The 14,756-nt window shown below is 64.5% G+C and carries 14 protein-coding genes and 1 tRNA gene; 11 read left to right on the top strand and 4 right to left on the bottom strand.

Annotated features, from left to right (window positions below):
* Positions 1 to 35 precede the first annotated feature (35 nt).
* Together ABD791_RS10060 and ABD791_RS10055 are read left to right on the top strand one after the other, a co-directional pair.
* A complete protein-coding gene (locus tag ABD791_RS10060; RefSeq protein ID WP_345065700.1) occupies positions 36 to 995 on the top strand; it encodes a CU044_5270 family protein in 960 nt (319 codons plus the stop codon).
* Positions 996 to 1,025: 30 nt separating this feature from the next.
* On the top strand, positions 1,026 to 1,151 hold the full coding sequence (locus tag ABD791_RS10055; protein ID WP_345065697.1) for a hypothetical protein: 126 nt from the start codon (positions 1,026 to 1,028) through the stop codon (positions 1,149 to 1,151).
* A 630-nt stretch (positions 1,152 to 1,781) separates the two neighbouring features.
* On the opposite strand, the gene ABD791_RS10050 is transcribed toward ABD791_RS10055, so the two are convergent.
* Positions 1,782 to 1,852 (bottom strand) — tRNA-Gly (locus tag ABD791_RS10050).
* 72 nt (positions 1,853 to 1,924) lie between these two features.
* Between ABD791_RS10050 and dcd the strand changes: the two genes are divergently transcribed.
* Positions 1,925 to 2,539, top strand: a complete 615-nt coding sequence (dcd, locus tag ABD791_RS10045; protein WP_345065694.1) for a dCTP deaminase — start codon at positions 1,925 to 1,927, stop codon at positions 2,537 to 2,539.
* Between the two features lie 230 nt (positions 2,540 to 2,769).
* The gene (locus ABD791_RS10040; RefSeq protein ID WP_345065691.1) at positions 2,770 to 3,294 is read left to right on the top strand and encodes a hypothetical protein; all 525 of its coding nucleotides are present in this window, start codon (positions 2,770 to 2,772) and stop codon (positions 3,292 to 3,294) included.
* Positions 3,295 to 3,462: 168 nt separating this feature from the next.
* On the opposite strand, the gene ABD791_RS10035 is transcribed toward ABD791_RS10040, so the two are convergent.
* Together ABD791_RS10035 and ABD791_RS10030 are read right to left on the bottom strand one after the other, a co-directional pair.
* A complete protein-coding gene (locus ABD791_RS10035; RefSeq protein ID WP_345065688.1) occupies positions 3,463 to 4,290 on the bottom strand; it encodes an SDR family NAD(P)-dependent oxidoreductase in 828 nt (275 codons plus the stop codon).
* Positions 4,287 to 5,150, bottom strand: coding sequence for a fumarylacetoacetate hydrolase family protein (locus ABD791_RS10030; protein ID WP_345065686.1), 864 nt, complete (start codon positions 5,148 to 5,150; stop codon positions 4,287 to 4,289). Before ABD791_RS10030 ends, ABD791_RS10035 begins: the two co-directional genes overlap by 4 nt.
* A 172-nt stretch (positions 5,151 to 5,322) precedes the next feature.
* On the opposite strand from ABD791_RS10030, the gene ABD791_RS10025 reads away from it, so the two are divergent.
* From ABD791_RS10025 to ABD791_RS10015, 3 genes are read left to right on the top strand one after another with little or no spacing between them, the layout of a single operon-like run.
* Positions 5,323 to 6,639 carry an L-fuconate dehydratase gene (locus ABD791_RS10025; protein WP_345065683.1) on the top strand — a complete coding sequence of 439 codons (1,317 nt, stop codon included), beginning with the start codon at positions 5,323 to 5,325 and terminating at the stop codon, positions 6,637 to 6,639.
* Positions 6,632 to 7,678 carry an aldo/keto reductase gene (locus ABD791_RS10020; protein WP_345065680.1) on the top strand — a complete coding sequence of 349 codons (1,047 nt, stop codon included), beginning with the start codon at positions 6,632 to 6,634 and terminating at the stop codon, positions 7,676 to 7,678. The genes ABD791_RS10025 and ABD791_RS10020 overlap by 8 nt, the downstream gene beginning before the upstream one ends.
* The gene (locus ABD791_RS10015) at positions 7,675 to 8,544 is read left to right on the top strand and encodes an amidohydrolase family protein (protein ID WP_345065677.1); all 870 of its coding nucleotides are present in this window, start codon (positions 7,675 to 7,677) and stop codon (positions 8,542 to 8,544) included. Before ABD791_RS10020 ends, ABD791_RS10015 begins: the two co-directional genes overlap by 4 nt.
* 305 nt (positions 8,545 to 8,849) lie before the next feature.
* On the opposite strand, the gene ABD791_RS10010 is transcribed toward ABD791_RS10015, so the two are convergent.
* The gene (locus ABD791_RS10010) at positions 8,850 to 9,719 is read right to left on the bottom strand and encodes a sugar phosphate isomerase/epimerase family protein (RefSeq protein WP_345065675.1); all 870 of its coding nucleotides are present in this window, start codon (positions 9,717 to 9,719) and stop codon (positions 8,850 to 8,852) included.
* A 211-nt stretch (positions 9,720 to 9,930) separates the two neighbouring features.
* Here ABD791_RS10010 and ABD791_RS10005 point away from each other — a divergent pair, with 211 nt between their 5' ends.
* From ABD791_RS10005 to ABD791_RS09990, 4 genes are all read left to right on the top strand, one after another.
* Entirely contained in the window at positions 9,931 to 11,439 is a 1,509-nt protein-coding gene (locus ABD791_RS10005) for a sugar ABC transporter ATP-binding protein (RefSeq protein WP_345065672.1), read from the top strand.
* Between the two features lie 8 nt (positions 11,440 to 11,447).
* Positions 11,448 to 12,464 (top strand): ABC transporter permease, encoded by a 1,017-nt coding sequence (locus tag ABD791_RS10000; RefSeq protein WP_345065669.1) that lies wholly within the window; start codon positions 11,448 to 11,450, stop codon positions 12,462 to 12,464.
* 185 nt (positions 12,465 to 12,649) lie between these two features.
* Positions 12,650 to 13,636: an ABC transporter substrate-binding protein gene (locus tag ABD791_RS09995; protein WP_345065666.1), complete on the top strand. Its 987-nt coding sequence runs from the start codon at positions 12,650 to 12,652 to the stop codon at positions 13,634 to 13,636.
* A 125-nt stretch (positions 13,637 to 13,761) separates the two neighbouring features.
* Positions 13,762 to 14,754 (top strand): aldo/keto reductase, encoded by a 993-nt coding sequence (locus tag ABD791_RS09990; protein ID WP_345065663.1) that lies wholly within the window; start codon positions 13,762 to 13,764, stop codon positions 14,752 to 14,754.
* Positions 14,755 to 14,756: the final 2 nt, after the last annotated feature.

The raw sequence follows: 14,756 nt of genomic DNA, 5'->3' as shown, positions 1-14,756 counted from the left end.
CAACACTTCAGACGATTACTGAGGGGCGGAAAGCAATGGACAAAGCAATCAGCGGAGCCCGAACTCGCACAATCGCGAAGACGAAAGCTCGACGCCGAACAACCTGGACGCTCGGACTGACCGGAGTTGCAGCCGCCCTCGCCGTGGGGCTGGTCGTGACTGACGTCGTCGGCATCGCGGGTCTGCGACCGGGAGCTTCAGCCGCCGCCGCAGAAGTCTTGAACAGCGCAGCGCAGGCGGCCATTGCGACGTCGGACCCTGTAGTCGGCCCAAGCCAGTACCTGAGAATCAAGACGGACGCCGTCTTCGGCGGCACCCTCGGAAAGGATGATGGCACGTTGGTCACGTTTCTGGCGTCAAACACAGACACCCTCTACATTCCGGGAGATTCAAATCGCAACTGGGTGTGGGACCGTTCCGCGCGCAAACCCGTCAAATTCTTTGGGAACCTCACGGAGGAGGAGCAGGCCGATACCTGGAAGAGCCTTAATGCAGATGGCTTTCAAGGCCAAGAACTCCTTGATGCACGCAACGGCGCTTTCTATGGTTCCGACGCCATCGACACGCCTGAATCGCTCGCGAAGCTGTCTCGAGACCCGCGGATTCTGCTCAACCACATCTACCGGATAAACATCGGGGCCGGCCGGTCGGTCGACGGTCAAGCATTGGTGCATATTGCAGACATTCTGCGCACTGGCCTCGCGACGGCGGACCTCCGCGCAGCCCTCTACAAGGCCGCAGCCATGATTCCGGGCGTGACCGTCACGGAGCAGCAGGTGACTTTGGATGGGCGGTCTGGAATTGCGATTGGGCGCACCGAGGACGCTGACCACACACGTCAGGACATCATCATCGACCCCGCCAATGGGCTCGTCATCGGGGAGCGCGAGGTGCTCCTTGAATCGGCGAACGGATTCCCCGCCGGAACGAACCTCAGCTCAACGGCGGTGACAACCACCGTCGCCGACTCTGTTCCAACGGCCGCGTCCAAGTAGGTCAGCCCGCGAGCTGAAAGGAGACAAGGCATGAACGCACCACTCACCGCATATGGTGTCCCGATTGACCCCACCGCAATTTCGATGGCTCCAACCGAACCAATCGACATAGCGGACCTCATCGCCCGTCAGAAGACCGGCCGCGGCTCCGACTAGTTACTCGCCTCCAACAAAATGCGCCTCGCTCTCAAAGCGGGGTGCATTTTGTGGTGTGTGAGCCACGAAGCACACGTGCCTCGGTCGAACGACAGAACGCTCATTTGAGACCTGCTGCGACTCCGCCCCCGTATGGAATAGGTAGGTGGAGGCGGTGCCCACGCTTCAGCTCATCGCAGATGGCTGGCTGAATCGCGAGATAGGTCTGGCAGCTCCACTCCGTCAGCGGTAGCGGATGATGTCCGTGCAGGAGGTCATTCCCCTGGCCAGAGTCGAGCTTTCAAGCCTACTTCGAGCTTGGCGATTGTTTCCAAGTCGGGCCACACCCGCCCATCAAGGATGGAAGCGAGCGTGACGTGCACGAGGCCGCACTCAGTAGCGGCGGCACGGAGGCTTCGCTCGCCGATGGATGCTTTGAGATTGAGAGCGAACCGCCTGGCGACTTCCCCGGGGACCGTGGACGAAGGAGAATCGGGCCAGGCAACGGTCAGGTCGCGCGGTTTGGGTCGAGTCGGCCTAGGCATTGGACCGGAATGATACTGAGTTGGCCAGCGAGCTAAGAATCAAGCTCGCCTCCAAAAGTCTCACTGAGGTGGGAAAAGTCACATCTTGCTCAAGAAGTGACAAGTGAGCGGATGACGGGAATCGAACCCGCGCTATCAGCTTGGGAAGCTGAAGTTCTACCATTGAACTACATCCGCGCGACCGGGAATCTCAAGAACAGACACCGGAACGGTGCCAGCTTAGCAAGCTCGCGCCGATAGGCTGGCACCGTGCTTCTCTCGGACCGTGACATCAAGGCAGAACTTCAGGCAGAACGAATTGGCCTTGCGCCATACCAGCCGGAGATGATCCAGCCATCCAGCATTGACGTGCGCCTGGATCGCTTCTTTCGTCTGTTCGACAACCACAAATACCCCTTCATCGACCCGGCCGCCGACCAGCCAGACCTCACCCGTCTGATCGAGGCGGCGCCAGACGAACCCTTCATCCTGCACCCCGGCGAGTTCGTGCTCGGCTCGACCTATGAGCAGGTCACCCTGCCCGACGACATCGCGGCCCGCCTCGAAGGCAAGAGCTCACTCGGCCGCCTCGGCCTGCTCACGCACTCGACCGCCGGCTTCATCGACCCCGGCTTCTCGGGCCACGTCACCCTCGAGCTCAGCAACGTCGCGACCCTGCCGATCAAGCTCTGGCCCGGCATGAAGATCGGGCAGATGTGCTTCTTCCGCCTGTCGTCGCCGGCTGAGAAGCCCTACGGCTCGCAGGAGTACAGCTCCCGCTACCAGGGCCAGCGCGGTCCGACCGCGTCGCGCTCGCACTTGAGCTTTCACCGCACGGATGTCTCCGACGACCGCGGTCTCGCGCTGGAGCCCAGCGGCGAGTAGGCGCCGCCGCACGATATCTCATTGGTCGCGCCTGTCGAGACTCGGTGAATCGACGCTCAGACGCAACACGAGTTCAGAGATCGGCTCGCGGGATTTCGAGACACGTGCTCGCAAGCTCGCGCGCTCCTCGATCAACGAGGAGGTCAGGTGCTGGGCAGTGCGCACGTCGCGCCCGACGCACGCCGACATCACGAAATACGGATGCAACATCCCCCGGGTAAAATTGGGGCATGACCTCCGCAACCGACCCCCGTTTCGCCGAGGCGCTCACCGCCAGCGGCCCGACTCCGGACTACCCGGTGCGGATGAGCAGATTCGGCCAGCTGGTCGGCTCCTGGTCGGCGAAAGGCTCGCGGCTCGACGAAGCGACCGGTGAGTGGCACGAGCGAGAGTTCACCTGGATCGCCGAATTCATCCTCGACGGGCGCGCGGTGCAAGACGTCGAGGTCGTCGCGAGCGACACGCATCCGTCTGGCTTCGAAACCGTGGCGACGGCCGTGCGCGTCTACGACCCGCACGCCGGCGTCTGGCGAGTGAGCTACTTCGCGCCGACGATGGGGGAGTACTGCAACCTGATCGCCACAGCCTGGCGTCACGGAATTCGCCAAGATGGAACCCGCACCGACGGTCGCGCCATCCGCTGGAACTTCACCGGCATCACCGAAGACAGCTACACCTGGGAGGGCTGGCTGTCTGACGACGAAGGCGTGACCTGGCACCTGATCGAACGCAACGAGGGCACGCGCATTCGCTGAGCGAGTTCGGCGGGCAGACCATCCCGTTGGTCGAGGAACGAGCGAGCTGCGTGTCTCGAGGCCCAGCGAGCCAATCCCTCAACGCAACCACCGTTCAGGGATCGGCTCGCCTGATCTCGAGACACGTCCGACTCCGTCGGGCGCTCCTCGATCACCGAGTTGGAAGCACTACTCGGGGCGCAACCGCAGGTTCTGCATGCCGCCGTCGACGGCGATCGACGCACCCGTCGTCGAACCCGAACGCGGGCTCGCCAGGTAGGCGACGGCATCCGCTACCTCGCCGGCCTCGACCAGGCGCCCGTGCGGCTGGCGCGCATTCAGCGCGGCCCGCTCGGCCTCTGGGTCGGGAGCCTGCGAGAGCAAACGACCCACCCACGGGGTGTCGGCGGTGCCGGGGTTCACGCAATTAACGCGGATGCCCTCACGCAGGTGATCGGCGGCCATCGCGCGGGTGAGCGATAATACGGCACCCTTCGACGCGGTGTACAGCGCACGCGCAGGCAGCCCGGCGGTCGCGGCGATCGAGGACGTGTTCACGACGGATGCGGACGGCGACGCGAGCAACCAGGGCAGCGCGGCGCGCGTCACCCGGGCGATGCCAGTGACGTTGATGCTGAACACGCGCGCCCACTCGTCGTCGTCGTTGTCGGCGATCGTGCCGATCGCACCGATGCCGGCGTTGTTGATCACGATGTCGATGCGCCCGAACTTCTCCGCCACCGCGGCAACGGCCGATCGCACCGAAGCGTCGTCGGCGACGTTGGCCTGCACGGCGAAGTGTGCGGCATCCGCAGCCTCTGGCTGTAGGTCGAGCACCGCGACGGAGGCGCCGGCGTCACCGAGGCGCGCGGCAATCGCCGCGCCGATTCCTGAGGCACCACCCGTGACGATGGCGACGAGGCCGTCGAACTCCTGGCCTGACTGGCCCGGCTGGCTTGACTGGCCGGACTGGCCTGAGCGGCCCGACTGGCCCGACTGGCCCGACTGCTGGCTCATTTGGCTGCCTTTTCGTGTGCGATGAAGTCCTGGCGCTGACGGCCCAGGCCTTCGATTTCGATCTCGCAGACGTCACCGGCGGCGAGATAGGGGAAGCGTCCGGAGAGTGCGACACCCTCGGGCGTGCCGGTGAGCACGAGGTCGCCGGGCTCGAGGGCCAGGTACTGGCTGAGGTGCCAGATGATGAACTTCACGTCGAAGATCTGGTCGGCGGTGGTCGAATCCTGACGGATCTCGCCGTTGACCCAGCTCTTCAGCGAGAGGTTCTGAAAGTCGACCTCGTCGGGCGTGACGAGCCACGGGCCGGTCGGGTTGAAGCCGGGGGCGCATTTGCCCTTCGACCACTGGCCGCCGGACACCGCCATCTGAAAGTCGCGCTCCGAGACGTCGTTCGCGGTGACGAAACCGGCCACGTGGTCGAGCGCGTCGTCGGGGGAGTCGAGGTAGGAGGCCCGCTTGCTGATGACGATGCCGAGCTCGACTTCCCAGTCGGTCTTGGTGCTGCCCGGGGGAATTTCGACCGAGTCGTTCGGTCCGACGACGGTGTTCGGCGTCTTCAAGAAGATGATCGGAATCTCGGGCGGCAGCGAACCGGATTCGGCGGCGTGCGCCGCGTAGTTCATGCCGATGCAGATGACGGCACTCGGGCGCGCGATCGGCGCGCCGATGCGGAGTGCGGAGGCGTTCGGGATCTCAGGCAGCCAGCCGGCTTCGAGCGCGACACGGGCGCGCTCCGGCCCGTCGGAGGCGAGAAAGTCGCCGTCGATGTCAGCCGTGAGCGTCAAGAGATCGTAGTGACGCCCCTCGTGAAAAACTGTCGGGGTCTCCTGGCCGATGGGGCCGAGGCGGGCAAACTTCATGCGTCAACTCTCTTCTCTGGGGGTCTCGCAGCTGCGCTCGGCCGGGCCGGAACGTCAGAACAATAATGACGGTTTCCGGCCTTGATTCCAAGGAAAACGAGCCTGAAGCCACGATTGACATTCTATACATCGGATGTTTAGGCTCGAGGTGCCCGACTAAGGAGACTCCTCTGTGACTACTGTTCTCGCGCTGGAAACCAGCGACATCCGTTTTCCGACTTCGACTTCGCTCGACGGTTCGGATGCGATGAACCTCGACCCCGACTATTCGACCGCGTACGTGCGCATCGTCACCGACGCCGCCGACGGTCACGAGGGTCACGGGTTCGTGTTCACGATCGGTCGCGGCAACGACGTGCAGGTCGCCGCCATCCAGGCGCTCTCCGCCCACCTCGTGGGCCGCAATGTCGAAGACCTGCTCGACAACATGGGCGCCACCTGGCGCGAGTTCGTCTGGGACTCCCAGCTGCGCTGGCTGGGCCCCGAAAAGGGCGTCATGCACATGGCCATCGGCGCCGTGGTGAATGCCCTCTGGGACCTCAAGGCCAAGCGCGCCGGCCTGCCCCTCTGGCAGCTGCTCGGCCGGATGACCCCTGAGCAGATCGTCGAATTGATCGACTTTCGTTACCTCACCGATGCGCTCACCCCCGACGAGGCGCTGGCGATCCTGCGTGCTGCAGTCCCCGGTCGCGCCGAGCGTGAGGCGCAGCTGCTCTCCGACGGCTACCCGGCGTACACCACAACTCCCGGCTGGCTCGGCTACAGCGATGAGAAGCTCGTGCGCCTGGCCAAGGAAGCCGTCGCCGACGGCTTCAGCATGATCAAGCTCAAGGTGGGCGCCGACCTGCACGACGACATCCGTCGCATGCGCCTCGCTCGCGAGACGGTAGGCCCCGACATTCGCATCGGCACCGACGCCAACCAGCGCTGGGGCGTTGACGAGGCCATCGAGTGGATGTCGCACCTGGCCGAATTCGACGTGGCCTGGATCGAAGAGCCCACCAGCCCCGACGACATTCTCGCCCACGCCGCCATCGCCCGCGGGGTCGCCCCGATCCCTGTCGCCACCGGCGAGCACATGGCCAACCGCATCATGTTCAAGCAGTTCTTGCAGGCCGACGCCCTGCAGATTGTGCAGATCGACGCCACCCGCGTGGGCGGCGTCAACGAGAACATCGCCATTCTGCTGCTCGCCGCCAAGTTCGGGGTGCCGGTCTGCCCGCACGCCGGCGGCGTCGGCCTCTGCGAAGCCGTGCAGCACCTGTCGATGTTCGACTTCGTCGCCGTGTCGGCCACCTCAGAGGGTCGTGTGATCGAGTTCGTCGACCACCTGCACGAGCACTTCGTCACCCCCGTCGTCATGCGGGGCGGCGCCTACCAGGCCCCGACCGCACCGGGCGCCGGCACCGAAATGCACGCGGCCAGTCGCGCGCAGTATGCGTTTGGTTCCGCAGATTCCGCCGCCTCCATGCTCGCCTCCCATGTCTAACCCGAACGTCGGGCGCGCGGGCGTCGACCCGGTGGGCGTCGACCCGGTGGGCGTCGGCGGTGTGGGCGTCGACCCGGTGGGCGTCGGCGGTGTGGGCTTCGGTCGCCTCGGCCTCGGCACCGCCAATCTCGGCAGTATGTATGTCGAGATGACGGATGCGACCGCTCACGAGATCCTGCAGGCCGCGTGGGATGCCGGGGTGCGCTACTTCGACACCGCGCCGCACTACGGGCTCGGCCTCTCCGAGCGTCGCCTGGGCGCGTTCCTGGCGACCAAACCGCGCGGCGAATACCTGGTCTCCACCAAGGTGGGCCGGTTGCTCCGGCCCAACCCGGAGGGGGTGGGGGCTTTCGACATGGAGAACAGCTTCATGGTGCCTTCAGATCTGAAGCGCGTCTGGGATGCGTCTGCCAACGGTATCCGTCGCAGCGTCGACGAATCGCTGGAGCGCATGGGTCTCGACCGGTTCGACGTCTTGTTCCTGCACGATCCCGAGCGCTACGACCTGGCCCAGGGCATCAACGAAGGCATCCCCGCCCTGGCCGCCCTGCGCGAGGAGGGTCTCGTCGACGCGATCGGTGTCGGCTCGATGACCACGGAGGCGCTGCTCGCGAGCGTGAACACGGGTCTGATCGACCTGCTCATGATCGCGGGCCGGTTCACCCTGGCCGAGCAGCCGGCGCTAGCTGACGTGATTCCGGCCTGCCGCGCTGGTGGCGTCGGAATCGTCAACGCCTCGGTCTTCAACTCTGGCCTGCTCGCCACCGACAACCCGGGTGCGAACGACCGCTATGAATACGGTCAGGTGCCGGCCGAGCTGCTCGCCCGCGTGCAGCAGATCGCCGCGGTCTGCAACGATTTCGGTGTGAGTCTTCCCTCCGCCGCCCTGCAGTACACGCTGCGCGACGAAAGCGTGCGCACGGTGGTGGTCGGGGGCAGCCGCCCCGAGCAGATCGGCCAGAACGTGTCGCGCATCAACGCAGAGATCCCCGAGGCACTCTGGGATCGATTGACCGAGAAGGGTCTCCTCCCGGCATGAGTTCACACCGCACGCCGTCGCCGTCGCCGCGCATCGACGCGCACCTGCACCTCTGGGACCGGTCGGTCAGCGACTACGCCTGGCTGGTGCCGGAGTTCGGCGCGATCTACGACGACTTCACCCCCGTTCAGGCGAAGACGGAGCTCGATGCGGCGGAGATGGTCGGCGCGGTGCTGGTGCAGGCCGAGGATTCCCTCGTCGACACCCAGTTCATGCTCGACGTGGCCAGCGGTCATCCGTGGGTGCTGGGCGTCGTCGGCTGGGTTCCCCTCGACGATCCGGATGCCGCGGTGCAGGCCCTCGATCGGTGGCTCGCGCACCCGGCATTCTGCGGCGTGCGTCACCTCCTGAACGACGACCCCCGTGCCGACTTTCTCGATCTGCCGCCGGTGCGCACCTCGCTCGCCGAGCTCGCCAGGCGCGGGTTGCCGTTCGATGTGCACGACGCGTGGCCCCGGCACCTCGGCCAGGCGGAACGGGTGGCTGCGGAGCTCCCGGAGCTCACCCTGGTGATCGATCACCTGGCCAAGCCCCCGCGGGGACGCCCGGATTTCGGTGACTGGCGCCAGAGCATGGCTGCCGTCGCTCGCCATCCCAACACCGTCGCGAAGCTGTCGGCGCTCCGCCGGCCGGATGCGCCGTTCACCGTCGACGCCCTGCGCGAGGTGTGGGACTTCGCCCTGGAGCACTTCGGACCCGACCGCCTGATGTACGGCGGCGACTGGCCGATGACGGTGGCGGCCGGCGGCTACCAGCCCACCTGGCAGGTCATGTCACAGCTGGTGGGCGAGCTCAGTGAGGCCGAGCAGCGCGCGATCGTGGCCGGCACGGCGAGCCGGGTCTACGGCATCCGTTTGCCTGCGTAGCGACCAAGTAGCTGCCTCGCCGCGACCTCGCTGCGACTTCGTCGAAATGGCGTCGCGCGGGTCGAATGCCGTTACGCCGGTTGGCGCCGACCGGCGCAGCGGCATTCGACCGGCGCAGCGGCCATTTCGGCCACGTGGGCCATCTCGTTGGTTGAGGAAGGTGCGAGCGCAGCGAGCCCCTGTCTCGAAACCCCGTGAGTCGATCTTCGAACGCAACCCGCGTTCACGGATCGGCTCACGAGATCTCGAGACACGGCCGACTCCGTCGGCTGCTCCTCGGTCAACGAGAGGGCGAAATTATGCCGCTAGTGCATCTCGATCGAGCGCACAGCGTTGACCTTGTCGCGGATGAACCGGTTCGCGTGCGCAGCCAGATCGTCGGAGTCGTCCCAGAGATTGCGCCAAATGCCGAGCATGCGCGAGAGGTCGGCGTTCACGACCGACGACGAGAACGATTCGAACACCACAGGGCCGTCGTAGTTGACCCTGGCGAGCCCGCGAAAGAAGGAGTCGAAGTCGACAGTGCCGGAGCCCAGGTAGCCACGGTGGCTCTCACCGATGTGCACGTAGCCGAGCCGATCGGCGACGTCGAGAACCGGGGAGAACATATCCGACTCCTCGATGTTCATGTGATACGTGTCGAGGTGCACCGACACATTGGGGTGATCGACCTCGTCGAGAAAGCCCAGCGCCGCGCGCCCCGTGTTGAGCAGGTTGGTCTCGTAGCGATTGACGACCTCCAACGACAGGTGGATGCCCAGGTCGGCTGCGCGGGTGGCCAGACGGTTGATCGCGGCCGCGCTCGAGGCCCGTCCGGCCGTCGTCGGCGGTTCCATGTACTTCTTCATCGCGCTGTAGATGACGCCGCAGAGGCGGGTGCCGCCCATCGCGCCGACGATGTCGAGACACTCGGTGAGCATCCGTTCGCCGGCGTCGACGACCTGAGTGTCTGGACTGGTCAGATCGGTGGACTCGCTGAGCCCGAGCGACGCGGTTGCCCCGAGGTCGTGATCGGCGAGAAGCCGGGCGGCCAGATCGCGGTCGAAGGTGGCCGGGCCCATCAGCGGGATCTCGATGAGATCGAAACCGGCCTTTTTGGTCTTCTCGATGGCCGTGGTCAGACCGGCCCGGTCGAAGGTTCCGGTGAATACGAGGGCGTGTGCGCCAATTTGCACGGAAGCGCCTTTCTACAAGTTCGTCATTGAATTCGGCTCGCGCCGGGGGTGTGCTCAACCATAATCGGATTCGACAAGATTAGATACATTAAGATACAACTGGAACTGAGGCCGATTCGATATCTAAATTGGTCCGACGTTTACTCGATTTATGTGGCATGCTCTAAGTGCTCCAACCCGTGAAATACCCTCCAGTGAAGTAGGTGAAAGTGTGACAACGCAGCTGTTGAAGGTCAGCGGAATCAGCAAGGCCTTCCCGGGCGTCCAAGCGCTTAAGGACGTGCAGTTCGAGCTGAACCGCGGTGAGGTGCTCGCCCTTGTCGGCGAGAACGGCGCTGGCAAGTCGAGCCTGATGAAGATTCTTTCCGGCATCTACACCAAGGACGAGGGAACGATCGTTTTCGAGGGCAATGAAGTCGATATCGACAGCCCGAAGACGGCGCAGGCACTGGGCATCAGCATCATCCACCAGGAGATGAACCTGATGCCGCACCTGAGCATCGCCCAGAACATATACATCGGACGTGAGCCGCGCACCGGTCTGTTCCTGCAGGAAGGTGCCCTCAACCGTCAGGCCGCCGAACTTCTGAACCGTCTCGGCATCGCGCTGAACCCGCGCGACCTCGTCGAGACCCTCACGGTCGCCAAGCAGCAGATGGTCGAAATCGCCAAGGCGCTCTCGTTCGACGCGAAGGTGCTCATCATGGATGAGCCGACCTCCGCCCTGACCGACTCTGAGACCGAGACGCTGTTCACCCTGATCGAGGGCCTGAAGCGCAACGGCACCGGCATCATTTACATCTCGCACCGGATGGATGAACTGCGTCGAATCGTCGACCGGGTCTCCGTGCTGCGCGACGGCCAGTACATCGGATCTCTCGACAAGGGCGAGATCGATATCCCGACGATCATCGAGATGATGGTCGGCCGCCACATCGAAGAGGGCGCCCGCCCCCAGGCACGTGCACACGCCGATGCGCCGATCGTGCTCAAGGTCGACGGACTCAACACACGCGCCCTGCTCAAAGACGTCGGTTTCGAGCTGCGCCGCGGCGAGATTCTCGGCTTCGCGGGCCTGATGGGCGCCGGACGCACGGAGGTCGCCCGGGCGATCATCGGCGCAGACCCGTCCGAGAGCGGCACCGTCGAGGTCGCAGGCAAGGTCGTCACGATCACCCAACCGGCCGATGCGGTCAAGCACGGCATCGGCTACCTCTCCGAGGACCGAAAACACTTCGGACTGCTGCTCGAGCAAGACGTGAACACGAACATTCTGCTTGCTTCGCTGCGCGACTACACGGATGCCCTCGGCTTCGTGCACACGGGCAAGGGCAAGCAGACATCGCGCGACTACGTGAAGTCGTTGCGCATCAAGACTCCCTCGATCACGCAGACGACGAAGAACCTGTCCGGTGGAAACCAGCAGAAGGTCGTCATCGCCAAGTGGTTGGCACGCGACTGCGACATCCTCATCTTTGATGAGCCGACTCGCGGCATCGACGTCGGTGCGAAGGAAGAGATCTATCAACTTCTGAACGATCTGGTGGCAGAGGGAAAGTCGATCATCATGATCTCCTCCGAACTGCCTGAGGTGCTTCGGCTATCCCATCGCATTGTCGTCATGGCCGGCGGTCGCATCACCGGTGTGCTCGATAACGAAGACGCAAGCCAGGCGAAGATCATGGACTACGCAACCCGCATGGGCGACGAGAAAGAGTAATGACACCTATGAATGCAACCCCCGTCATCGACAAGGCGCCCACGCCCGACACCGTCAATCAGAAGCTGGGCGCGAGGAATTTTCTTCAGGCGAAACTCCAGCAATCGCTCGCGTTCGGCACGCTCGTTGTGCTGCTGGTGTTCTTCTCCCTCGCGAGCAACAACTTCTTCACCTGGAGCAACATCTCCGGAATCCTGCTCTCGACGGCAGTGATCGGGATTCTCGCCCTCGGCACCACCTTCGTGATCATCACTGGCGGCATCGACCTCTCGATCGGCACCGGTATGACCCTCGCGGCGGTCATGACGGGCGTCTTCCTGGTGAACATGCAGTTGCCCCTGATCGTGGGTGTGATCGGTGGTATCGCCACGGGAGCGTTGATGGGTTTCATCAACGGTTTCAACATCGCGGTGTTGAGGTTGCCTCCGTTCATCGCCACGCTGGCCATGATGATGATCGCCCAGGGCCTGGCCCTCGTGATCTCGGGTGTTCGCCCGATCTACTTCAGCAGCGTTCCCGGCTTCAAGGCGATTGCGCTCGGCACCATCATTCCCGGGCTTCCGAACGCCGTGCTCATTCTCTTCGTGCTCGCCATCGTGGCATACCTGGTGCTGAGCAAGACGATCGTCGGCCGCTACACCTTCGCGATCGGCAGCAATGAAGAAGCAACGCGTCTGTCGGGTGTTGACACCCGCAAGTGGAAGATCATCATCTACACGGTCGCCGGTGTCTTCACCGGTATCGCCGGTGTCGTGATCGCCTCCCGCCTCGACTCCGCGCAGCCGCAGCTCGGCAGCGGATATGAGCTCCAGGCGATCGCCGCCGTCATCATCGGTGGCACGTCGTTGCTCGGTGGTCGTGGCTCGATCATGGGCACCGTCATCGGCGCCCTGATCATGAGCGTGCTGATCAACGGTTTGCGCATCATGTCGATCCAGACCGAATGGCAGAACGTCGTCGTCGGCGCCGTCATCCTCGTCGCCGTCTTCACCGACTCGCTGCGCCAGCGCCGCTCGGGCTCCTAGCTCAACCAACACTCCTCCAGACACGGAACGGCGGCTTTCCCCGAGGGACCGGGCCGCCTCTCCTTGCCGACCCTGCGTCGGCAACCCAGCGAAATTCCCACCACGAGCACGAACCTGCAGCGCCCGGTACTTTTCGCGCACCTTTCGGCCCCTCACACACAGTGCAACTAACAATGGAGTTATCGATGAAAACAGGTAAGAAGGCCATCTTCTTCGCCGCCGCAGCAGCTGTGGCAATCGCCCTTTCCGGCTGTTCGGCCGACGCCGGAGCAAGCGGCGGTGACAGCGCCAGCGGCGACCAGCCGTACATCGCGCTCGTCTCGAAGGGCTTCCAGCACCAGTTCTGGCAGGCCGTGAAGACGGGTGCAGAGAGCAAGGCCAAGGAGCTGGGCGTGAAGGTCACGTTCGAAGGCCCCGCCGCCGAGACCGAGATCGACAGCCAGCTGCAGATGCTGCAGGCCGCCATCGACAAGAAGCCGGATGCCATCGGTTACGCCGCGCTTGACCCCGAGGCTTGCATCCCGCTGATGGATGCTGCCAAGGCTGCAAGCATCCCGGTCGTGCAGTTCGACGCGGGGTGTAACAGCGACTACCCGCTGAGCATCGCCAAGACTGACAGCCTCGGCGCCGGTGCGCTGGCGGCCGACAAGATGGCCGAACTGATCGGTGAGAAGGGTGAGGTCGCCATCGTCGGCCACAGCCAGATCAACTCGACCGGTGTCGAGCGTCGTGACGGCTTCGTCGACCAGATGAAGAGCGCGTACCCCGACATCACGATCGTCGACATCCAGTACGGCGATGGTGACCACCTCAAGTCGGCCGACATCGCGAAGGCTATGATCGCGGCCCACCCGAACCTCAAGGGCATCTACGGCACCAACGAGGGCTCCGCCATCGGCGTTGTCAACGCGGTTGGCGAGCTCGGCCTCAAGGCCGGCGATATCACCATCGTCGGTTTCGACTCTGGCCAGGCTCAGATCGATGCCATCGACAGCGGCCTGATGGCCGGCGCGATCACGCAGAACCCGATCGGCATCGGTGAGGCAACCGTTCAGGCCGCCTTCGACGCCATCAACGGCAAGACCCCAGAGAAGGTCATCGACACCGGTTACTTCTGGTACGACAAGACCAACATGACCGACCCGGAGATCGCGGCGGTTCTCTACAAGTAATCTGTACGGCTAATCTGTACGGCACGACCTGTTGGGCCCCTCTTCGAACCGGAGAGGGGCCCAACGGCTTATCTGCCCTAGCCGTCTGCACGCCCGACCGTTGGCACATTTGGAAGGAACACCGTATGTCCGCGAATGAACCCCGCCGGTTCGAGCCGGCCGTGCCGTTCGGCAAGCTCTCTTTCGGGGCGGCCTCCCTCGGCAACCTCTTTCAGGCGATCTCCGACGACGAGGCCGAGGCGACCTTGGAGACCGCCTGGCACCTGGGCATCCGCTATTTCGACACGGCGCCCCACTACGGGCTCGGCCTGTCGGAGCGGCGCCTCGGCCGGTTTCTCGCCGGCAAGCCGCGCGATGAGTTCGTGATCAGCACCAAGGTGGGGCGGTTGCTCGAACCGACGCCGGAACGGGCTGCGGAGCGGGACAGCGCCTGGTTCGACGTGCCGGCGACCGCGCGGCGGGTCTGGGACTACTCATTCGATGGCATCCGTTCGAGCCTGGACGATTCACTCGAGCGGCTCGGACTGGACCGGGTCGACGTGCTCTACCTGCACGATCCGGAACAGTACGCAGGGCCAGGCACGCTCGGGGCGGTGGCATCCGGTGCGCTTGCCACCCTCGTGGGCCTGCGTGAGGAGGGCGTCGTCTCGGGTATCGGAGTCGGATCGGCCGATCTGGGCATCCTCGCCGACGCGCTGGATCAAGCCGACCTCGACATACTCATGGTCTCCAATCGCTACAGTCTGCTCGACCCCTCCGCACGCGCCGAGCTGGCCCCGATGTGCCTCGAGCGCGGGGTGTCGATGGTCTCCGTCGGAGTGTTCAACTCCGGCCTCCTAGCCGAGCCGGTGCCGCGGAGCGATTCGCATTTCGAATACGGCGACGTGCCTCCCGGGATGCTCGCCCGCGCGCAGCTCGTCGCGGAGGTGTGCTCCGACCATGGCGTGGAGCTGCCGGCGGCGGCGCTGCAGTACAGCCTGCGCCATCCGGCTGTCGTCACCGTCGCCGTCGGTGCCGGCCACCCGGAGCAGGTTCGACAGAATCATGAACGCATGCACGCCGAACTGCCCGATGAGCTCTGGTCGGCACTGCGGGAGCATGCTCAGATTCCGGTCTAAGC

The organism is Glaciibacter kafniensis, from assembly GCF_039538945.1.
GTDB lineage: Bacteria > Actinomycetota > Actinomycetes > Actinomycetales > Microbacteriaceae > Cryobacterium > Cryobacterium kafniensis.
This window is presented reverse-complemented; position numbering and strand designations above follow the sequence as displayed.